Source organism: Larkinella insperata (assembly GCF_026248825.1).
Taxonomy (GTDB): Bacteria; Bacteroidota; Bacteroidia; order Cytophagales; family Spirosomataceae; genus Larkinella; species Larkinella insperata.
Genome location: NZ_CP110973.1, coordinates 2,239,247 through 2,261,247 on the forward strand (window position 1 = coordinate 2,239,247; position 22,001 = coordinate 2,261,247).

A 22,001-nucleotide genomic window follows, 5' to 3' on the forward strand; every position below is an offset into this window, starting at 1 on the left:
CCGGCCCCTCATCCTTCCGCAATGGATTAACTATATAATGGAAACGCTTTCATCCAGGAGTTGATTTCTTCTCTCACCACCTGAAGTTTGGCTTCGTTGTCGTGGTTCATCAACACCTCGTCAATATATACGACAATTTGCTCCATGTCAGATTCTTTCATGCCCCGCGTTGTAACGGCGGCCGTACCAACCCGCATACCGGACGTCACCATCGGGGATTTGTCGTCGAACGGAACCATGTTTTTGTTGATCGTAATATCGGCTTTGATCAACGTGTTTTCTGCCAGTTTACCCGACAGTCCTTTCGAGCGCAGGTCGATCAGCATCAAGTGGTTATCCGTACCGCCGGAAATAATCTGGTAGCCCCGCGACAGGAAGGCCGAAGCCATGGCCTGCGCGTTTTTCTTAACCTGATCGGCGTAGTCCGCAAAATCGTCGGACAGAGCCTCGCCAAACGCAATGGCTTTCGCGGCAATAATATGTTCCAGCGGACCACCCTGCGTGCCGGGGAACACCCCTGAATCGAGCAGCGACGACATCAGGCGAAGTTCTCCTTTGGGGGTAGTAATGCCGAACGGGTTTTCGAAATCGTTTCGCATCATGATCATCCCACCCCGGGGACCGCGCAGCGTTTTGTGGGTGGTCGTGGTTACGATGTGGCAGTAATCCATCGGGTCGTTCAGCAAGCCTTTGGCGATCAGACCCGCCGGGTGCGAAATGTCGGCCAGCAGCAAAGCGCCTACCGAGTCGGCAATGGCGCGCAGCCGGGCGTAATCCCAGTCACGGCTGTAAGCCGACGCCCCGCAGATCATCAGTTTCGGGCGTTCGCGCTGGGCGGTTTCTTCCACGTTATCGTAGTTGATCACCCCCGTTTCTTTTTCAACGCCGTAGAACATCGGCCGGAAATATTTTCCGGAAATGTTGACCGGAGACCCGTGCGTCAGGTGACCGCCGTGCGACAGGTCGAAGCCCAGAATGGTATCGCCCGGTTTCAGACAGGCCAGAAATACCGCCGTGTTGGCCTGGGCACCCGAGTGTGGCTGTACGTTGGCCCACGTTGCTCCAAACAATTCTTTGACGCGGTCAATGGCGATCTGTTCAATTTCGTCGACCACTTCGCATCCGCCGTAATACCGTTTGCCGGGCAAGCCCTCGGCGTATTTATTCGTTAAGACGGTTCCGGCTGCTTCCATTACCTGCTTGGATACAAAGTTTTCGGAAGCAATCAGTTCAAGACCGGACTCCTGACGGTGTTGCTCTTTGGCGATAAGGTTAAATACCTGCGTATCACGGGCAACGGAGGTGGCTGTAGTCGACATAAGTAACGGTTCGCCAAAACGATTGGCGGTCAATGAATGGATAACGATTTAACAAACAGATACAAAAGTACGGAGAAAAACAGCAATCTCGTTGTCTTCTACTTATTATGTTGAAGCGATTGGTATTTCAGGGGAGTTGTACCGTTATGAAGCTTGAATTGCCGGTGAAAATGAGAGATGTTATTGAATCCGCACTCCAGTCCAACCTGGCTGATGCTGAGGTCGGACTGCATCAGTAGTTTCCGGGCGTGACTAATCCGGAGTTCGTTCAAATACTCAATAAACGACTTGCGAGTTCGCTTTCGGAAATACCGGCAGAAAGCCGCCGGTGCCATACCGGCCACGGAGGCAATGTCATCAACCCGGATTTCTTCCCGAAAATGCGTCAGCATGAAGTCCAGAACCCGTTTCATGCGCTCGGTTTCGGCCTGGCTGGCTTTCAGTTCGTAGTTGTCGCTGGCCAGCATCAGCGCATTAGGGTCGTCGGCCAGTTGCTGAAGTAGCAGCAGCAGGTTCAGCAGCCGTTCAAGGCCGTTGCAATGCAGCAGACTCTCCACGGCCTGCTGTACTTCCCTGACTTTTTTTGCGCTAAACCGAAGGCCGTACCGGGCGCGGTTCAGCAAGGTTGTCAGCGCCTGTGTTTCCGGAAGTTGCGGGAGAATGTTCGTGCCAAGCAACTGCGCAAACTGCACCACGATGGCTTCCGCCCGGTGCCCGGACTCGGGGCCGTAATAGTCGTCGTCGTTCCGCCAGAAATGCGGCAGGTCCGGTCCCAGAAGCACCAGGTCGCCCGCGTCGAAGGGCTCTACGTGATCACCGACGAAGCGCTTCCCGTGGCTGCTTACGATGTACGTCAGTTCGTATTCAGGGTGGAAATGCCAGGGAGCATCGAAATAGGGTAGTTCCAGGTGAATGACCCGCAAAGAATTATGGTCACCTAATTCAATTTTTTCGAACAACGCTTTCACATCGTGCAGTATTTTTACTCTTCAGGAGTAAGTTGCAGAACAAAAAGTCAAAATTATACAGTAATCGGGATAATAATTAAATTTTTACAAGAAACAATTGAACCAATTTTGTACTACTGATTTTTCCTAAACCCATTGATCATATGCAAGTAACCGTCGACAAAGGTTCTCTGTTGCGGGAATTAGACGAGGAATACGTCGTCAGCCCGGAAGCCATTGCCTTCTATCGCAAAAACGGTTACGTTAAGTTAAAAAATGTACTTAGTCCCGACGTTCTTCAGTATTACGGTGACGTAATTACTCACCTGGTCGTTAAGCTCAACACCCTGACCAAATCGATGGAGGAGCGCACCACTTACGAACGGGCTTTTCTGCAAATCATGAACCTCTGGCGGGAGGATGCAACGGCCAGGGAGTTTGTCTTTTCGCGCCGACTGGCCAAAATTGCCGCCGATCTAATGGAGGTGGATGGCGTCCGGCTTTACCACGATCAGGCCCTTTACAAAGAACCTTCGGGCGGCTTTACGCCCTGGCACGCAGATCAGTTTTACTGGCCTTTATCATCGCCCAAAACCGTAACCGTCTGGATTCCGTTGCAGGATACACCAATGGAAATGGGACCGCTGGCGTTTGCGGCCCAGAGCCAGAGCGTCGAAATTGGCCGGGACATGGAAATCAGCGACGAAAGCGAAAACGTACTTCAGGATGAACTAACCCGCCGTAACTTTCAGGTTAACGATACGCCGTTCGAACTCGGTGAAGTGAGTTACCACGCGGGCTGGACGTTTCACCGCGCCGGTCCGAATACGTCAGACATGCCGCGGAAAGTGATGACGATGATCTACATGGATCAGGATCAGACCATAACCCAGCCGATTAACACCTACCAGGAAGCCGACTGGACAACCTGGCTGGCAAGTTTCCCGATCGGTAGCAAACCCGAAAGTACTCTAAACCCGCTTCTTTTTCAGAAGCAATAAACAAGTTACAACAAAGCCCTTAATAAACCCTTTCCCATTCTTAATAAACATAGGTTGGTTGTGCAGAACACCCCGCTGGAGCTCCGGCAGGGTGTTTTTTTATGGTTCCGAATGATTTATGAGTGGATTGGAGATATTTTTGCAAAATTCGTGTTGTTAGGACAGGCAATTCAGTAAGCCATTGCTATGAAACCAGTTAGTACTTTTATTCTCTTTCTGACGGCTTTTTTCGTCGCACTGAAATCAACCGCGCAGATTCAGGCGGACCCGACCCACTGGACATTCAGCGCGTCGAAAACCGAAGCCAAAGTAGGCGATGTGGTTGAGATTCGCATGAATGCCACCATCGACGCGGGCTGGCACATGTATTCGTCGGATCTTAACCCGGACATCGGTCCCATCCCTACTACGCTTAAACTGAAAGAAAACGGCAGCTTTGAAAAAGTTGGCCCGTTTGCTTCCCTTAATCCAAAAGAAGAATTTGAAGAAATCTGGAGCAGCAAAGTCCGGTTTTTCGAGAAGAAAGCTTCGCTGGTTCAGAAAGTTAAAATTCTGAAGCCCAATCCCGTGATTCAGGGAACGCTGGAATACCAGACGTGCTCGGGCAGCAGTTGCCTGCCGCCGGCTGAACAAGAATTTACGGTTGGGGTTAAAACAGCCGCTGTTTTGGTGGCTCCTTCTTCAGTGACGCCCACTGCGGAAGCCGTTGCGGCAGAATCTGCTCCGGTAGCTGCCAGTCCTCGTCCGGATACGGTTTCACAGGTTGCCATAGCCCCTTCCACCGATACGGCCGTGGCCAGCACCCAAACGATCAAACCGGATTCGGTTCCGGAAACGGTTACCGAAACAATCAGTCAGCCGGAAAAAACCGAGGAATCGCTGCTTGGTTTTATGGTGGCAGCCTTTCTGTCGGGTCTGCTGGCCTTGCTGACGCCCTGCGTTTTTCCGATCATTCCAATGACGGTGAGCTATTTCACCAAACAGGACGACGGCCTGTGGAAAGCCGTACTGTACGGGTTGTCAATTATCGGGATTTACGTGCTGGTTGGCACCGTCGTTTCCCGGATCAACGGACCGGCGTTTGCCAATTTTGTCAGTACCCACTGGCTGCCCAACGTGCTGTTTTTCGCCATTTTCTTTGTTTTTGGATTGTCCTTTCTGGGCCTGTTTGAAATTGTACTGCCCAGTTCACTGGTGAACTCGATGGATGCCAAAGCCGAAAAGGGCGGTGTGCTGGGTATTTTGTTTATGGCGTTTACGCTGGTGCTGGTATCGTTTTCCTGCACGGGGCCAATCGTGGGTAGTTTGCTGGTAGCGTCGGCGGGGGGCGAAGTACTGAAACCGATTGTCGGTATGGCGGCTTTTTCGGCGGCTTTTGCGATACCGTTTACCCTCTTTGCGGCTTTTCCGCAGTGGCTCAAAAGCTTGCCCAAATCGGGCGGCTGGTTGAACTCGGTGAAGGTTGTTCTCGGCTTTCTGGAGCTGGCCCTGGCCCTGAAGTTTCTGAGTGTTGCCGATCAGGTTTATCACTGGAACCTGCTCGACCGTGAAGTTTATCTGGCGTTCTGGATCGTCATTTTTGCGCTGATTGGATTTTACCTGCTCGGAAAGATTCGGTTGCCCCACGATAGTGAAACCAAAACCGTCAGTGTGCCGCGTTTGCTGCTGGCTATTATGACGTTTGCGTTTGTGGTGTACATGATTCCCGGATTGTGGGGCGCGCCCCTGAAGGCGCTGGCGGGGTATCTGCCTCCAACCACTTCGCAGGATTTCAACCTGACCAATCAGAACCCGTCCAGCCGGATTCCGGCGATGCAACTGGACGAAAAGCCCAAGTATGCCGATCTGTTTCATCTGCCGCACGGTTTGCAGGGATTTTTCGATTACAAACAGGCGTTGGAATACGCCAAAAGAGTTAACAAGCCGATTTTTATCGACTTTACGGGTCATGGCTGCGTGAATTGCCGAAAAATGGAAGAGAGCGTCTGGTCTGAAAAGCCGATCCTTCAGCGTCTTCAAAATGATTACGTGATTTTGGCCCTGTACGTCGACGATAAAACCGAACTGCCGGAAGCCGAATGGTACAAATCAACGTACGACAACAAGCAGAAGAAAACCATTGGCGCCCAGAATGCAGATTTGCAGATTGTTCGCTACAACAACAACGCACAGCCCCATTATTGCCTGGTCGATCACGAAGGCAAGCTGCTGGTGCAGCCGAAGAATTACGATTTGAATGTGGATAACTTTGCCGGTTTTCTGGATGAAGGCAAGCGGGCATTTTCCACTCCCGCAACGGCCCGGGTTGGCGCTCCTGCCCAGACCTCTATAGAGCTATCGGCTTTAAAATAAAAGAACACCGCGAGTCTGCAGCGTTAAGCATTCCTGACGCTACGGACTCGCGGTGTAACAATCCCTTATCACCGCGGGTTAAACAGGCTTATCCCATTAATTCATGGCAAAGACTGTTTTAATCACCGGCGGCACCGGCGTCATCGGTCGTCGGCTCACTCAACTGCTTCTCCAGCAAGGTTTTCAGGTTTCGCTCCTCAGCCGTTCGGCGGCCGATAAAAACCTCCCCAACGTTACGGTTTATCAGTGGAATGTCGAGAAAGGCCACATTGATCCGAAGGCCATTCTGACGGCACACCACGTCATTCACCTGGCGGGGGCCGGTATTGCCGAGCAGCGCTGGACGGATGAACGCAAACAACTCATTATTGAAAGCCGCACCAAATCCACGCAACTCCTGGTGAATGCCCTGCGTTCTACCCGACACAACGTCGAATCGTTTGTGGCGGCTTCTGCCATTGGTTATTACGGCGGGGACACCGGCGACCGCCCTTTGACCGAAACCAGCGAAGGAGGAACCGACTTCATGGCTCAGGTGGTTCGGGCCTGGGAGCGCTCCGCGGAGGAGGTCGCTAGTCTGGGCATTCGGATGGTCAAGCTACGGATTGGAATTGTACTGTCCATGGAAGGGGGCGCGTTGCCCAAACTCGTGCAACCCGCCCGGTTGGGCCTGGGTTCTCCGCTGGGTTCGGGCCAGCAGTATCTCTCCTGGATTCACGTCGATGATCTCTGCCGCATGTTTATTCAGGCACTTACGGATAAAGAGTGGCAAGGCGTTTATAACGCGGTTGCGCCCGAGCCTGTGACCAACTCGACGTTTGTCAGTCTAATTATCAGACAGCTCCGTAAGCCCTCTTTTTTACCCAAGGTTCCTGGTTTTGCGGTTCGCTTGCTTTTCGGAGAGATGGCTATCGTGGTCCTGGGTGGTAATTACGTACTGAACAAGCGAATCCAGGAAGAAGGGCGCTTTTCGTACAAATTTACGGGACTCTCTGATGCGCTTGCTGATTTGTTGGGCCGGTAATTTGGGTAGGGTGATAATTTAATTAGGGGTTCTTAACGCTGCTGTCTATGTAAAAAAAAGTCTTGCGTGGTTCCGGTGGGTACAAGCCCGCTGGTGTAATACCGCAGTTATGGAACTTTAAACAAATGGTTGAACAGCTACTAAAAACAAGCGCGACGCGTTTTGTGTCCAGTTATCTGGTGTTAGGTTGCGACGTAATCATTTGTATTATGTCGTTCGCCATTGCCTCCTTGCTGCGCTTCAATTTCGAGGTGAGCGGAATCCGGCAGGACTACTTTGTATACTGCCTGAGCGTGGTCGTCAGTATCCGCGTCTTGTTTTTTTCTCTTTTCCGATCGTATCAGGGAATCATTCGCCATACTAGTCTAGAGGATGTCAGTTTGCTGGTGTATGCCGTCACCCTGAGCGGGGCCGTAACGGCGCTGGGCTCGCTTTTGATCTGGCGCCTGTCAGGGCAGGTTCATTATTACGTTCCCGTATCCATTTTACTGATCGATTACTTCTGTTGCCTGGTTATGTTGTCGGCACTCCGGATTCTGGCCAAAACGTTATACTGGGCATTACGAGCCGACAACACGGGGGTTCGCCAGCCAGTCTTGATTTATGGCGCCGGAGAAGTGGGCCTGCTAACCCGGAAAGTACTCGCTCAGGATGCTACCCGGCGGTATAACGTTGTTGCCTTTATCGATGACAATCCGTATAAAATTCAGAAAGTTATTCAGGGAATAAAAGTAATATCCCGTCAGGATGCCTACGAACGGTATATCCGGGATCAGGCCGTTCTTCCGGAGGTGATTCTGGCGATGGGATCGGTCGATGGTCGGCAAAAGAATGCAATAACCGACTTTTTCTGCCGCTTCAGGTTACCGTAAAAACCATTCCGACGATTGGGCAATGGATTGATGGCGAATTGAAGCCCTCCCAGATTCGGGATATTCGGATTGAGGACTTACTGGAGCGCGATCCAATTGAGGTTACTAATCCGGCCATCGGTGAACAGTTGCGCGATCAGGTAGTGCTCGTTACCGGAGCCGCTGGTTCCATCGGCAGCGAGTTGGTCCGGCAGGTACTATCGCATCTACCGCGTACAATTGTGCTGCTGGATCAGGCCGAGTCGGCTCTGTTTGACCTGGAATTTAACCTGCGTCGGGAGTGTAAATCCTTGTTAGGCTACACGCGTCTGATCATCAAAATTGGCGACGTAGCCGATCCGGTCCGGATGCAGCATATTTTCCGGGAAATCCGACCGGACTTTGTTTTCCACGCAGCCGCATACAAGCACGTTCCACTGATGGAGCAGCACCCGTACGAAGCGGTTCGGGTCAATGTGCTTGGTACGCAGATTGTTGCCGACTTGTCCTTGCGCTACGGTGTCCGCAAATTTGTCATGATTTCAACCGACAAGGCCGTCAATCCCACCAATGTTATGGGCGCTACCAAGCGGTTGGCCGAAATGTACGTGCAGAGTCTGAATCATCCGAATGAAGAACTGCAAGCAACGCGTTTTATCGCCACCCGATTCGGCAATGTGCTGGGGTCCAACGGTTCCGTCGTGACGGTTTTTCGTCAGCAGATTCAGGCTGGTGGCCCGGTGACGGTGACGCATCCCGACATCATCCGCTATTTCATGACAATTCCTGAAGCCTGTCAACTGGTGTTGGAAGCCGGAACAATGGGAAAAGGGGGCGAAGTATTTGTCTTTGACATGGGCGAACCCGTGCGCATTGCCGATCTGGCCCGTAAGATGATTCACCTTTCCGGTTACATTCCCGGCAAAGACATCAATGTGATCTATACCGGTTTGCGTCCTGGTGAAAAGCTGTTTGAGGAATTGTTGAGTAACAACGAGCAGACGTTGCCAACGCACCATCCCAAAATCATGATCGCCCGCGTTATAACGCCCGTTCGGGATGAAATAAGCGCGGCCCTGCGAGAACTGCGGCATTTGTCCGCTCAGGCCGATGCCACCAAGTTAGTGCGCGTTATCAAGCAGATGATTCCGGAATACATCAGCAACAATTCCATCTATACGTTGCTGGACACCCAGGAATCCGAAACGGTTGAAGCATAGCTCCAGCCCAAGCCTTTCTGCCTCCAACTACCTCATGTAATTTTAGCCCAGGAGCTTGCGACCTACAGGCCATACCGGTAAGTTTGTTTTCCAGTGATTGATGCGTTCGGTCACTGCTAAAACAAGCAATCACCAATGCCCCAAGCCTTCATTTATGACGCTGTCCGGACACCCCGCGGTCGGGGCAAAAGCGATGGCTCCCTCCACGACGTACAGCCCGTTCAATTATTGAGCGTAGTGCTGGGCGAACTCAAAAACCGAAATCAGCTCGATACCTCGCTCGTTGACGACGTCATCATGGGCTGCGTGACGCCCGTTGGGGAGCAGGGAGCCGACATTGCCCGGACGGCGGTGCTCGAAGCTGGTTACGCCGAGAGCGTTGCCGGGGTGCAACTCAACCGCTTTTGCTCGTCGGGTCTGGAAGCCATTAATATGGCGGCTGCCTATGTGATGTCGGGCCAACTGGATGCCGTTATTGCCGGGGGCGTGGAGTCAATGTCTCGCGTGCCGCTTGGGTCGGATGGGGGAGCGTTATTGATGAATCCGCAGATTGTGGCCCGGCATCGCATTGTTCCGCAGGGCATTTCGGCGGACTTGATTGCCACCCAGTACGGTTACAGCCGTGCCGATGTTGACGCTTTTGCCGCCGAATCGTACCGCCGGGCGGCCCTGGCCCAGCGGGAAAACCGGTTCTCTCGGACGCTGATCCCCATTAAAGACGAACTCGGTGTAACACTGCTCGATTACGACGAGGGCGTTCGACCCGATACCACCGTCGAAAGTTTGGCAAAGCTCAAACCCGCCTTCGAAACCGTGGGGAAGATGGGTTTTGACGCACTGGCTTTGCTGAAATACAGCAACCTGTCCCGAATTGACCATGTGCACCATGCCGGAAATTCTTCCCAGATTGTCGATGGGGCTGCCGGTATTCTGATTGGCTCTAAAGAATTTGGCGAAAAAACGGGCCTGATGCCCCGCGCCCGGATTAGAGCCTTTGCCGTCATAGGAACCGACCCAACCAGTATGCTCACCGGCGTTGTCCCGTCTACGCAGAAAGTGCTCAGGAAAGCGGGGATGCAACTGGCGGATATTGACCTGTTTGAAGTCAACGAAGCGTTTGCCGCCGTGCCGTTGTTCTACATGGAACAGCTCGGTGTCGACCACAACCGGCTCAACGTAAACGGCGGAGCCATTGCGTTGGGGCACCCGCTGGGCGCTACCGGGGCCATAATTTCGGCAACGCTTCTGGATGAACTCGAACGCACGGGCAAACAAACAGGACTGGCGACGCTCTGCGTGGGCGGAGGGATGGGCGTCGCGACGGTTTTTGAACGGGTAAACTAAGCCGCTAACCATGATCAATTACACGAAAAACCGCCGTGTTGCGATTCTAAGCTGGAACATAAGCAGCGCCCCGATGAACGTTCTGAACGACGACTCCATTCCGGCGTTTGAACGGGCGTTGCAGCGGGCGTACGATGACGCGGAGGTGAAGGGAATTATCATTACGTCTGAGAAGAACGAGTTTATTGCCGGGGCGGATTTAAAAATGATTCTCCGCAACAACGATAAAGAGCCAACCGAAATGCTGAAAGTTTCGACGGAACTGAACCGGATTTTCCGGGCCATCGAAACGGCGGGCAAACCCGTGGTTGCTGCCATTAACGGTACGGCCCTGGGTGGCGGCTACGAAGCCTGTCTGGCCTGTCACCACCGGATTGCGCTCGACAACCCCAAAGCCGTTATCGGGTTGCCCGAAGTGACGCTGGGCTTGCTGCCCGGTGGGGGCGGTACGCAGCGCTTGCCCCGCCTGCTCGGGATGGAAGCCGCCCTGCCGTTGCTGCTGGAAGGCAAGCGGGTCAGCCCCCGCGAGGCTCTGGCATTAGGGATGGTTGACGACCTGGCCGCTTCGCGGGAAGAGTTGCTGGAGAAAGCATTTGCGTGGATTGACGCCCATCCCGACCCGTTGCAACCGTGGGATGAACACGATCGAAAGACGGGCCGGATCGTTGGAAAGGAAAACGGTAAAATGCCGGGCGGAGCGGTTCAAAGCCCGGCGGGAATGCGGATTTTTGGGGCAGCAACCGCCATGGTAATGGAAAAAACGCGCGGTAATTACCCGGCTCCGCTCGCGATCCTGTCGTGCGTTTACGAAGGGCTGCAGGTAAATATCGATCGCGGTCTGGTCATCGAAGCCCGGTATTTTGTAAAGGTCGCTACGTCGAATGTTGCCAAAAGCCTGATCCAGACTATGTTTCTGGGCTTGAACGAGGTAAACAAAGGCAGCAGCCGTCCCAAAACCGTTGCCGCCACGGAAGTGAAAAAGCTCGGGGTGGTGGGTGCCGGGATGATGGGCTCGGGTATCGCTTACGTGGCAGCCAGGGCCGGAGTCGATGTCGTACTGAAAGATATTTCGCTGGAAGTGTCTCAACAAGGAAAAGCGTACGCGCGGGCGGTATTGCAAAAAGCCGTTGAGCGGGGCAAAGAAGCGCCCGAAAAAGCCGAAGCAACTCTGAACCGGATCCAGCCAACCGCCGATGTTACCGACTTGAGGGGGGGTGACCTTATTATTGAAGCCGTTTTCGAAAGCCGTGAACTGAAAGCGCAGGTGACGCAGGAAATTGAACCGTTGCTGGCCGATCAGGGCGTTTTTGCCTCGAATACTTCGACCTTGCCCATCAGCGGTTTAGCCGGAGCGTCGACCCGGCCCGCCAATTTTGTTGGGATGCATTTCTTTTCGCCGGTCGATAAAATGGCTTTGGTTGAGGTGATCCGCGGGAAAAAAACAGCGGACCATGCCCTGGCGGTTGCGCTGGATTTCGTAAAGAAGCTGCGCAAAACCCCGATTGTCGTGAATGATTCGCCCGGATTTTACACCTCACGGGTTTTCAGAACCTATACCACCGAGGGCATGGAAATGCTGAAGGAGGGCGTTGAACCCGTGCTGATTGAAAATGCCGGAAAAAATGCCGGATTTCCGGTCGGTCCGTTGGCTGTTTCTGATGAAGTATCCCTGGAACTGATTCACATGATTGCGGGGCAGGGCGTTCAGGACGGTGTCCTGACCGGACAGGATACGGCGTATCAGGTGGCTGGAAGTCTGGTGGCTTCCGGGCGGTTGGGTAAAAAAGCAAAAGCCGGCTTTTACGCGTATCCGGAGGGCGAAGCGAAACACCTCTGGCCGGGCCTACAGGATCTGTTTCCAGTGGCTGCCGTCCAGCCCACGGTTGAAGAACTTAAAAAACGATTCTTGTACCGGCAGGCGCTCGAAGCCGTACGCTGTTTTGAGGAAGGCGTTATTCAAACCCAACTCGATGCCGACATCGGTTCCATCCTGGCCTGGGGTTTTCCTTCGTACACGGGTGGCGCTTTGTCGTTTGTCGATTTTGTGGGAATCACGAACTTCGTGCGGGAAACTGACCGATTGGCCGATGCCTACGGAGAACGGTTCCGCCCAACGACCCGGCTGCGCGAAATGGCCGAACGGGGCCAAAGCCGATTTGAACACAATTATTAAAAATGAATCATCAACTATCATGCTGAAACCAAGCTCTTTATTAGTCGCCAGCCTTCTGCTGGTTACGGGTGCCGTTGGGCAAACCGTTTCCAAACTGCCCGAATCAAAGCTAAGCCGGAATGAAGTCGAAGCGCAGATGCGCTTTCTGGCCGCTGACGAACTCCAGGGCCGCCGAACGGGCGAGCCCGGCAATATGGTGGCCGCCCGCTACATTGCCGAACAATACCGGACGATGGGCCTGAAGCCGGTGGCTGGCCAATCCGATTATTTTCAGAAAATACCGTTTCTGAAAGCCAAACCGGCAACCTACGCGAACCTTCAGATCGGATCGGCAGACTCTCTGAAACTGGGTCGGCATTTCGTCGTGATCAGCGGACCCCAATCGGATATCAAAGCCGAAACCGTCTACATTGGATACGGACTGACCGACGGGGTCGATGGCTACAACGGTAAGGACGTTCGGGGTAAGATTGTGGTTGCGCAGGTTGGGTCGCCGGATGCCACAACCAACCGGGGGTTGCTGTCGGCTTCCGAACAAAAACTCCGATTGGCGGCTGAAAAAGGGGCCGCTGGGTTGATTGAACTTTACACGAGTGGCACGTATCCCTGGCCGATTGTAACGCGGTCTTTCCTGGGAGAACAGCTGTCGTTGGCGTCTTCTACGGACGTGCCGACGCTGTTGCACATTTGGGTCGATAACGGTAAAAACCAACTGGCCAGCCTGAAAGACGCCAGCCAGACCGTGAGCATCCGGACGTCGGGCCGGGAACAGCGGATCGTTGACGCGGTCAATGTGGCGGGGGTGATCGAAGGCACGGACCCGAAACTGAAAAGCGAGTTCGTTCTGCTGTCGGCGCACTTCGACCACGTAGGGGTTGGCAAGCAGGGCGGTCAGCCGTATACCTCATCCGATAGCATCTTCAACGGCGCCCGGGACAACGCTTTCGGGACGGTTGCGTTGCTGGCGTCGGCCAAGGCGTTGCAGGCCCAACGCCCCAAACGGTCAATTTTGGTTCTGGCACTGACTGGCGAGGAACTGGGTTTGCTGGGCAGCCGCTATTACGCCGAGCATCCGCTGATTCCGTTGAAACAGACCGTGTTTAATCTAAACAGCGATGGCGCAGGCTATAATGATACGACCATTGTGTCGGTCATCGGATTGAACCGGACGGGGGCGAAGACGGAAATTGAAACAGCCAGCAAAGCGTTCGGGTTGGGCGTATTTGCCGATCCGGCTCCCGAACAAAATCTGTTCGACCGTTCCGATAACGTCAATTTTGCAGCAAAAGGCATTCCGGCTCCTACTTTTTCGGCCGGGTTCAAGACGTTTGGGGCCGATTTGTTCAAGTATTACCACCAGGCGGCCGACAATCCGGATACAATCGACTACGGTTATCTGCTTAAATTTTGTAAAGCGTTTGCCTACGCAGCCCGGTTAATTGCCGACAAACCGACGCGTCCGCAGTGGGTAGCCGGTGATAAATACGAACCAGCCGCCAAAGCTTTGTACGGAAGTAACTAACAAAGAAGGCCGTCGGAAGAGCAAACATATTTGCTCTTCCGACGGCCTTCTGCTATAAAGCGTTTAACCGGCCGGCTTAATATCTCCGTCCGATGCCGAAGCTGTAACCGAGTGTGAAGGAGAAGGTTGAGTTACCAAGCCAGGGCGCTGAGTTAACCCGGACGTTGGTCAAACCAAGGTTATACCGGGCATCGATCAGAAAGCGCTGGGTATTTTTAACTTTGAAGTTAGCCTGAAATCCACCGGTTGCTCCCAGATCGAGGGGTTCGAATTCGTCATCCGTCTTGGAATCAGGATAAGCCTGACCCTGGCTAATTGCATTGGTTCGTTTGGAATTCAGCAGCACACCCAGAGAAGGGCCGATGAAGATGTTGGGACGGAAGTTTCCGCTTAACGTCAGGTAATACCGGGCAACAACCGGAATCTCCAGGTAATTCAGGTGCTGAACATGGCTGCTACGGTCGCCGGGATTGTTGTATTTACCGCCCCGTTGTGAGTAAAGCACATCCGCAGAAATGCCAAAATGGTTGATGGCGCTGTAGTTAACAAAGGCACCTGCGACTAAACCGACTTTTGCGTCGTAATAACTGCTTTTGCCGTAAAGGCTTGATACATTGAGACCAACCCGGGGGCCGGCGCTCCAGCGTTGTTGGGCAAATAATGTAGACGCACTGGCCAGCAGAAAAAACATTCCAAATACTATTCCTCTTCTCATAATGCAATTTAATTGGATCATTCTTGTGACGTGGGTTTGATTTGCTTCTTTACAACTGATCCGGCTGTTAAATGTTTTTACAACGTCCGAAACGGCGCAAAGATAATGTTTCCGGTTAAACTACGACGTTTAAAATACCGTTACATGAGGAGGAGCAATGGAAGGCTTTAGAGGAAAGCCGCCGGGCGGAAGGGGGCGTTAAGTCTTCAAAATACAATTTCGTGTTCGGTAAATGCGGCAAACGGTTTACCCTTCCGGAGGGCGGGTTGCCAGCGCGGGCCTTCCTGAATTAAACGAATGGCTTCTTCATCGCAACCATTTCCGAGGGATTGCACGACAGAAAACTGGCGAACGGTTCCGTTGGTTTCTACCCGAAACCGGACGCGTACCGTTCCGGAAATTCCTTTTTCTTTGGCTTCAGGCGGTAACTGCCGGTTTTTTGTCAGGTATTCCTCAAAACCAGCCGGGGCGCGGGGGGCAACGATTTTTGCCGGATTGGCTCCAAATGCACGGTTAGACCGCACCTGCTCCTTCTGAACGCCATAACCCACAATCACTACTTCCGACAGGACCGCCGTATCGGGCTGTAAGCGAACAACGCTGGAGGGTGGCAGATCGTCAACGCGGATTGTTTTCATTTGGTAGCCGATAAAACTAATCTGTAACGAGTCGTCTTTCGGCCGTTGAGTGAGCCTGAAACGCCCGGCCGTGTCAGTAATGGTGGCACGCTGAGAATTTTTAAACAGCACAACCACTCCCGGCAGGGGTAAATTATCGTCCCCAACCACGAAACCACTGACAGCGGGCTGTTGAATGGAATCGACGGCGGATTCGGTTATTTTCCGGGATAGAGCGGGAACGGAAGCGGGGCCCGTTATCGCCACCGGTTCCTGGACATGACCCAATTTACCAGAATTAGCCAGCCAATCCTGTCGCGGCATCGGCAGGCTATCCCTGGGAGAAGCAGCTTCACGGGCTAACGTCGGGCGTTTCGTTTGAAGGCTCGCGGGGGGTAACGGGGCTGGCCGACGGCTTGGGCGCTGATCGGCCGGGGCAACGGCCTTTTCCAGCGCGGGTGGCTGTCGGAACACCTCAACGGCTTGTTCTTCTTCAGGAGTCTCCGGTAACCACAGGAATAAACCAATGCCCATCACCAGCGCAATCGAGGCCGCCAGAGCAGAAATCCAGCGGGGCAACCGACGGGTTTTGTCGTCTTCAATTCGTTTCTGTAACCGCTGGCGTAATTCATTCGATACCCGAGTCAAATCGCTTGTTTCCTGCTCAGCGGTCTCCATCCCTTCCAACGCTTCGGCATACAGCGGGTTTTCGAGCAGCAGCCGTTCCACCCGGTGCCGTTCGGCAGCGGAAAGAACCCCGGCCCGGTAGTTGCGCAGGTCGTCGGGGGACAAATGGTCGTTATGGGGTTGGTTGTCAGTCATGGCGTTTGTCCATGCAGATTTTCAGGTTTCGTCGGCCATTTTGAAGATGGCTTTTTATGTTTTTCAACTCATAGCCCGTTAATTCGGCGATGTCGGCGTAAGTTTTCTGATTCAGGTAAAACAGGGTGATGCTGGTGCGTTGTTCCTCCGACAGCGTTTGCAAACAGCCATCCAGGTGGGTGAGCTTCGTTTCCAGCTCCAGGCCGTCGGATTCCGGCCAACTGGTCAGGGGCATGGGCAGTGTTTCCGCTTCAGCCTCTTCGTTAACTCCACCAGCTATCATTTTCCGCTGCCGCAGGTGCATCAGACAGTGGTTGCGGGCGGTTGAGTGTAGCCAGCTTTTGAAGTTCTGAATTTCGTATTTCCGCAAATCCGTGATCAACTGCTCGAACAAGTGCATGACGGCATCTTTGCTCTCTTCTTCATCCCGCAAGTAGTTGAAACAAACCGCATACACCAGTTCCATATACCGTTCATACAACGCACCGAGCACGTTCAGGTCGCCCGTAGTCTTATAGGCCGACAGGTATTCGGCATCAGTGACGGGTATCGGTTTACGGAATCGTTTAAAAAACATACAATCAGGGCGGCTTTGCGAACTTACAAAGAAATAGTCCGGGGGCCGTGTGGAATTCAAACCGGGTTTGCATCCATAAGAGAAAAAAGCCACGCTAATTCCATACGACCATGCGCACTATTTTTTCCATCCTGATGCTCGGGCTGCTCTTTGTGTCGACCACCCGATCTACCCGCACCCTTACCGGCCAGGTGACGGACTCCGTGACGAACGAACGGCTACCGGGTGTTACGATAACCCTGAAAGGCACCCAGATTCGCACCATCACTCAAGCCGATGGGCGCTACACGCTGACGATTCCCGCCGGACCGCAAATCCTGCTGTTTCAGTACATTGGCTACCTGAACCATGAAGTAAAAATTGATACGCAAACTGTAGCCAACGCCCAGTTGAACCAGGATTTGAGGGCCTTGAACGAAGTCATTACACTGGGTTACGGGAAGCCGGTTAGGCACCAGGAGCTGGGGGCCGTCGGGCGAATTCTCGGTTCGCATTCAACGTTGATTGCCGTTCCCAGAGTCAACACCGAAGATTACAGCGCCGTTACGGAGCCTGGCTTTCAAAGCGTTCGCAATCAGGCCGTCACCACCTTTTCGGTCGATGTGGACCGGGCGGCATACGGTAATATTCGACGGTTTTTGAATGGCGGAAACCTGCCGCCTAAAGACGCCGTTCGCATTGAGGAGATGGTGAATTACTTTGAGTACGATGATCCGCAGCCCAAGGGCAACGACCCCGTAGCCGTCAAGACCGAACTTTCGGAATCGCCCTGGAACCCGGGTTTGCAGCTCCTGCGCATCGGTTTGCAGGCCAAAACCATCCCGACTGGCAGTTTGCCCGCGTCGAATCTGGTGTTTTTAATTGACGTGTCGGGGTCGATGGAAAGCGAAAACAAACTACCGCTTGTCAAATCAGCCCTCAATTTGCTGGTCGACCAGCTCCGTCCGCAGGACCGGGTAGCGATGGTGGTTTATGCCGGGTCGGCCGGTCTGGTGTTGCCTTCAACGCCGGGTAGTGAGCCGCAAAAAATCAAAGATGCCATCAGCCAATTATCGGCAGGCGGCTCAACGGCGGGGGGCGAGGGCATCCGGCTGGCGTACCAGACTGCCCAGGAAAATTTTCGGAAAGACGGTAATAACCGGGTAATTCTGGCTACCGACGGCGATTTTAACGTGGGTGTTTCGAGCGACGGCGATTTGCAGCGGCTCATTGAGGACCAGCGCAAATCCGGCGTTTTTCTGAGTGTTCTGGGGTTTGGCATGGGCAACTACAAAGACAACAAACTGGAGACCCTGGCCGATAAAGGCAATGGCAATTACGCTTACATCGACAACATGCAGGAAGCACAGAAAGTGTTTGGCAAGGAGTTCGGCGGTACGCTGTTCACGGTGGCGAAAGACGTAAAACTGCAACTGGAATTTAACCCCAAGCGCGTACAGGCGTACCGGTTGATCGGCTACGAAAACCGGATGCTGAACAACGAAGATTTCCACAATGATCAGAAAGATGCGGGCGAGATAGGTTCGGGTCATACCGTCACGGCGCTGTACGAAATCATTCCGGCCGGGGTTGAAAGCCGCTATCTGCCCAAAGTCGACGCGCTGAAATACCAGCGGCAGACCGCACCAACCGGAGCTGCCGATGAAGTACTGACGTTGAAAATCCGGTATAAGAAACCGGATAGCGAGACAAGCCACCTGCTGACTCACGCGGTGAATGATCAGCCACAAAAATGGAACAACACCTCGAATGATTTCCGCTTTGCGGCTTCCGTCGCGGAATTTGGTTTGCTGCTTCGGGATTCTGAGTTCAAGGGAAACGCGCATTATCCGCAGGTTGAAGCCCTGGCCCGGCAGGCTCTGGGCCGCGATCCGGAGGGCTACCGGAGCGAATTTGTTCGGTTGGTGAAATTGGCTCAGTCTCTGTCGGATGCGGGGCCGGTGGTGAAAAAATCAGCCGGAAAGTAACGGGCGGTTCCAACGGTGCTTCCGAAAGCGGGGTCATTTTAAACGGTAGCGCTACCAACCTAACTAAGTTAAACGAAAAGATACGACGATGAAGCAAGTAAAATGGGCAGTTGCCGCCTTGTGCTTATGGATTGGCGCAGCTTGCCAGAATGATGACGTTACGCCCGATGGCCCGGTAACCATAACTTCTGACTTCAAGACAAGCACCGACGGCTGGACCGCCGAAATAACGGATTATTCCACCGAGCAGGACGCGCTCATCGAATTCCAGTCGGGTCTTAAGGCATTGCCCGCTCCGCTGGATTCGACTAAAAAGGCGTTCATGATTTCGAGCCACAACCGCAGCGACGATCTGTTTATGTTCGTGAAAAGGAAAGTGACGGGTTTGCGGCCCAATCAGACCTACAAAGTGACCTTCGACATTGAACTGGCTTCCCAGTACGCCACCAACAGCCTGGGAATCGGCGGTTCGCCCGGCAACAGTGTGTTTCTGAAAGCCGGGGCTTCCGCTACTGAACCGAAAAAGATAAAAGAAGGAAACGAATACCGCCTGAGTATCGACAAAGGCAATCAGGCAGAAGGCAGTGATGCCGTACCGGTACTGGGTAACATCGGTGCCGGCGAAGATGTTACCCAGTATAAACTCATTCAGCGCAGTACGCAGCAGCCGATCACGATCAAAGCCAACGATGCTGGTGAATTGTGGCTGTTGGTTGGTACAGACTCCGGCTTTGAAGGACTGACAACCTTGTATTACAACAGGATCAAAGCTGTGGTGGAATTGCAGTAGTGAAAAGTTAAGTGTAACAAGTAAGTTTAAAGTCGTCGTAATCTGTGCATTACGGCGGCTTTTTTATGGCCGAACAGGGACACGCGCATGATTTTACAGGCTTTCAGGGCCGCTTTCAAGAAACAGAGCGTGAAAATTTAAGGAGAACACGGACGACACGGAGCGCAAATAACAAATTTATTGGTATAATTGCTTAATCAAACAATAATAGTGTTTTTGAAAAACGACTGAGCCCGGTATGTTGGGACTCCAGCCAAAGACACCAGTTCATCATGGGCATTTTTACCTTCCAGCGTTGGCGTAAGCAACTTATCTCCTGCGGCTTACTAGTGGGTGTCATAAGCTTCTGCCAGGCGCAAACCGATACGCTGCTGCTGCAGGCCAACCGCCAGTATAGCCTGAAAGCATACGCTCGTGCCATTGAACTCTACAGCCAGATACTGGCCGACGAATCGGCCAAGCTGAATGGGGAACAGCGCATGGCAACTCAGGCTAATCTGGCTCATTCGTACAAGCTGGTCGGCGAGCTGAAAAAAGCCGAGCAGTTGTACCAGACCCTGACGGCTGCGGAGGAATTGCCCGGCAACCAGGCGGAGAGTTACCGGCAGTACGCCCAGTTGCTGGCCGAAACGGGCAGGTACGCCGAGTCGCAGCGCATGTACGAGAAATACAACAAGCTTAAAAAGAAGGCCATCGAAGCGGAAACGACTCCTTTTCTGACTCCGGCTACCCGGGTAATCGGAAAAACCACCCCGACCCGCTACCGACTGGAAGTACTCGGGCTCAATTCGAGCAACGCTGAATTCAGTCCGATGTATTACCGCGATGGGCTGGTGTTTGTATCGGGAAAAAAAGCCAGTGCTGCCATTGAAACCGCTGGTAAAGGAGGGGGCGGCAGCTACCTTGACTTGCTGTATGTTCAGGATCGTCAGCAACTCAAAGCCAGCCAGCTTATAAAAGCGGACGGCACAGTTTCGAAGCCGGTTCAGAAGCGGGGCCGTAAAGATCGCCGGCCGGTCAATACCGTCCGCAGCCGGGCAACGGCCAACGATTCCCGCATCCTGGGCGGGTACAATGGCGGCATCACCATTTTGGAAGGGTTGCGGTACTCAAAAACCGTTCAGCCGTTTAGCCGTTCGATCAACAGCCGTTACCACGAAGGACCCGTTACGTTTTTTCAGGATGGCTACCGGATCATTTTTACCCGCAACAATTACGATGGTCGGCGGGTGCGTCAGAGCGCCGAAGGAGTTACCAACCTGAAACTGTATACGGCTACCCAGCAGAACGGTACGTGGGTCAACATTGAAGAATTGCCGTTCAACAGTGATGACTACTCGGTGGGGCACCCGGCCCTGAGCCAGGACGGCCAGTTGCTGTTTTTTGCTTCCGACATGCCCGGCGGGCTGGGCGGTACGGACCTGTACGTTTCCCGGAATGAAAACGGCCAGTGGACCAAGCCCGTCAATCTGGGCAAAGAAATCAATACCAAAGGCAACGATTTGTTCCCGTTCGTCGATGAACGGGGAAATCTGTATTTTGCCTCCGACGGTCGCAAGGGGTTGGGGGGGCTGGATGTTTTCTACGCCCCTCTGGCGGATGGCGTACCGGTGGGTCCGGTCGAACACCTGGAATCCCCCATCAATTCCGAAATGGACGATTTTGGGCTGATCACCGACGGCAATCGGAAAGGTGGCTATTTCAGCACGAACCGTCGGAAGGGCGACGACGATATTTTTCGTTTTGTGCGGGAAAGCGCGCTTTACGGATGCCGTAACCTGACGCTGCGCATCTACGACGAACTGACCAAACAGCCTATCGACAGCGTCAATCTTGAAATCAAAGCCCGGGGCGAGGGGCGCAAGGACCAAACCGTCGTGACGAAAAAGGACGGACTGGTGCACCTGTGTCTGGAGTCCAACAATGATTTTGTGTTTCGGGCCTCGCGGGACGGTTTTGTTACCAGTACAGTCGGTTTCTCGACCAGCGCGCTGACCGATGACTCCCCCTCCCGGCTGGAAATTGCGCTGAATCAGCCGACGAAAATAATGGATACGGTATGGGCCGCTCCCGCACCGCCAGACGATAGCTGGGAGGTGATTGAACTGCAAAGAGCCCGGGTGCAGGGGGTGGTGATGAGCGAGAAAGACCACAAACCGATTGAAGGGGTGACAGTGATCTTGAAAAGTGATTGCAACGGAGCGACGCGGCAAGTCCTCACCGGTTCCAACGGACGGTATGAATTCGAACTGGCGGAAGGGTGCAACTACACCCTGAGCGCTACCAAAGCACAGTACGGAACCAATACCGCCCGGATTCAGAAAATTGCGGCCAAATCGACACCTAAAACCCTGTCGGCGGATTTTCACATGCTCCAGGTTGGCGACATCCTTCCGGTGAACAACATTGATTACGATCTGGATCAGTGGACCATCCGGCCCGACGCCTACCGTGAACTGGAAAAATGGGTTGCCACTCTGCAAAAGTATCCATCACTGACCGTGGAGGTCCGGTCTCATACCGACAGCCGGGGGGATGCCGCCCGAAACCGCTATCTATCAGCGCAACGGGCCAACTCAGTGGTTAATTACCTGGCCTCCAAAGGCATCAGTCGTAAGCGCATGGTTGCGGCTGGTTACGGAGAATCGCTCCTACTGAATCATTGCGGTAACGGCGTCGATTGTTCGGACGCCGAACACCAGCACAACCGCCGAACGGAAGTTAAGGTCTTGTCCATTAAATAGAAGGGCTGAAAGATGC

General features: G+C 53.4%; 16 protein-coding genes. 11 read left to right on the forward strand and 5 right to left on the reverse strand.

The window, feature by feature from the left end; translation table 11 throughout:
* Positions 1 to 26: 26 nt before the first annotated feature.
* Together glyA and OQ371_RS09185 are read right to left on the reverse strand one after the other, a co-directional pair.
* Positions 27 to 1,319, reverse strand: a complete 1,293-nt coding sequence (glyA, locus tag OQ371_RS09180; protein WP_265993471.1) for a serine hydroxymethyltransferase — start codon at positions 1,317 to 1,319, stop codon at positions 27 to 29.
* A gap of 98 nt (positions 1,320 to 1,417) precedes the next feature.
* Positions 1,418 to 2,287, reverse strand: coding sequence for a helix-turn-helix domain-containing protein (locus tag OQ371_RS09185; protein ID WP_265993472.1), 870 nt, complete (start codon positions 2,285 to 2,287; stop codon positions 1,418 to 1,420).
* Positions 2,288 to 2,430: 143 nt separating this feature from the next.
* On the opposite strand from OQ371_RS09185, the gene OQ371_RS09190 reads away from it, so the two are divergent.
* The 8 genes from OQ371_RS09190 (at position 2,431) to OQ371_RS09225 (ending at position 13,753) form a co-directional block, all read left to right on the forward strand.
* On the forward strand, positions 2,431 to 3,267 hold the full coding sequence (locus OQ371_RS09190) for a phytanoyl-CoA dioxygenase family protein (protein ID WP_265993473.1): 837 nt from the start codon (positions 2,431 to 2,433) through the stop codon (positions 3,265 to 3,267).
* Between the two features lie 186 nt (positions 3,268 to 3,453).
* The gene (locus OQ371_RS09195) at positions 3,454 to 5,619 is read left to right on the forward strand and encodes a protein-disulfide reductase DsbD family protein (protein ID WP_265993474.1); all 2,166 of its coding nucleotides are present in this window, start codon (positions 3,454 to 3,456) and stop codon (positions 5,617 to 5,619) included.
* Positions 5,620 to 5,722: 103 nt separating this feature from the next.
* Positions 5,723 to 6,643 carry a TIGR01777 family oxidoreductase gene (locus OQ371_RS09200; protein WP_265993475.1) on the forward strand — a complete coding sequence of 307 codons (921 nt, stop codon included), beginning with the start codon at positions 5,723 to 5,725 and terminating at the stop codon, positions 6,641 to 6,643.
* A 125-nt stretch (positions 6,644 to 6,768) separates the two neighbouring features.
* Entirely contained in the window at positions 6,769 to 7,515 is a 747-nt protein-coding gene (locus OQ371_RS09205) for a nucleoside-diphosphate sugar epimerase/dehydratase (RefSeq protein ID WP_265993476.1), read from the forward strand.
* A gap of 38 nt (positions 7,516 to 7,553) precedes the next feature.
* Complete coding sequence (locus OQ371_RS09210; protein ID WP_265993477.1) at positions 7,554 to 8,714, forward strand: UDP-N-acetylglucosamine 4,6-dehydratase family protein; 1,161 nt, start codon at positions 7,554 to 7,556, stop codon at positions 8,712 to 8,714.
* Positions 8,715 to 8,849: 135 nt separating this feature from the next.
* Positions 8,850 to 10,058 (forward strand): acetyl-CoA C-acetyltransferase, encoded by a 1,209-nt coding sequence (locus tag OQ371_RS09215; RefSeq protein ID WP_265993478.1) that lies wholly within the window; start codon positions 8,850 to 8,852, stop codon positions 10,056 to 10,058.
* 10 nt (positions 10,059 to 10,068) lie between these two features.
* The gene (locus tag OQ371_RS09220) at positions 10,069 to 12,231 is read left to right on the forward strand and encodes a 3-hydroxyacyl-CoA dehydrogenase NAD-binding domain-containing protein (protein ID WP_265993479.1); all 2,163 of its coding nucleotides are present in this window, start codon (positions 10,069 to 10,071) and stop codon (positions 12,229 to 12,231) included.
* A gap of 19 nt (positions 12,232 to 12,250) precedes the next feature.
* Positions 12,251 to 13,753, forward strand: coding sequence for a M28 family peptidase (locus tag OQ371_RS09225; protein WP_265993480.1), 1,503 nt, complete (start codon positions 12,251 to 12,253; stop codon positions 13,751 to 13,753).
* Positions 13,754 to 13,829: 76 nt separating this feature from the next.
* On the opposite strand, the gene OQ371_RS09230 is transcribed toward OQ371_RS09225, so the two are convergent.
* The 3 genes from OQ371_RS09230 to OQ371_RS09240 form a co-directional block, all read right to left on the reverse strand.
* On the reverse strand, positions 13,830 to 14,468 hold the full coding sequence (locus OQ371_RS09230) for a porin family protein (protein WP_265993481.1): 639 nt from the start codon (positions 14,466 to 14,468) through the stop codon (positions 13,830 to 13,832).
* Positions 14,469 to 14,674: 206 nt separating this feature from the next.
* The gene (locus OQ371_RS09235) at positions 14,675 to 15,907 is read right to left on the reverse strand and encodes a TonB family protein (protein ID WP_265993482.1); all 1,233 of its coding nucleotides are present in this window, start codon (positions 15,905 to 15,907) and stop codon (positions 14,675 to 14,677) included.
* Complete coding sequence (locus tag OQ371_RS09240; protein ID WP_265993483.1) at positions 15,900 to 16,484, reverse strand: RNA polymerase sigma factor; 585 nt, start codon at positions 16,482 to 16,484, stop codon at positions 15,900 to 15,902. The genes OQ371_RS09235 and OQ371_RS09240 overlap by 8 nt, the downstream gene beginning before the upstream one ends.
* Before the next feature lie 110 nt (positions 16,485 to 16,594).
* On the opposite strand from OQ371_RS09240, the gene OQ371_RS09245 reads away from it, so the two are divergent.
* The 3 genes from OQ371_RS09245 to OQ371_RS09255 all read left to right on the forward strand — a co-directional run bounded on the left by OQ371_RS09245 (position 16,595) and on the right by OQ371_RS09255 (position 21,985).
* Positions 16,595 to 18,451, forward strand: a complete 1,857-nt coding sequence (locus OQ371_RS09245) for a vWA domain-containing protein (RefSeq protein WP_265993484.1) — start codon at positions 16,595 to 16,597, stop codon at positions 18,449 to 18,451.
* Positions 18,452 to 18,539: 88 nt separating this feature from the next.
* Positions 18,540 to 19,241: a hypothetical protein gene (locus OQ371_RS09250; RefSeq protein ID WP_265993485.1), complete on the forward strand. Its 702-nt coding sequence runs from the start codon at positions 18,540 to 18,542 to the stop codon at positions 19,239 to 19,241.
* Between the two features lie 272 nt (positions 19,242 to 19,513).
* Complete coding sequence (locus tag OQ371_RS09255; protein ID WP_265993486.1) at positions 19,514 to 21,985, forward strand: OmpA family protein; 2,472 nt, start codon at positions 19,514 to 19,516, stop codon at positions 21,983 to 21,985.
* The last annotated feature ends 16 nt before the right edge of the window (positions 21,986 to 22,001 follow it).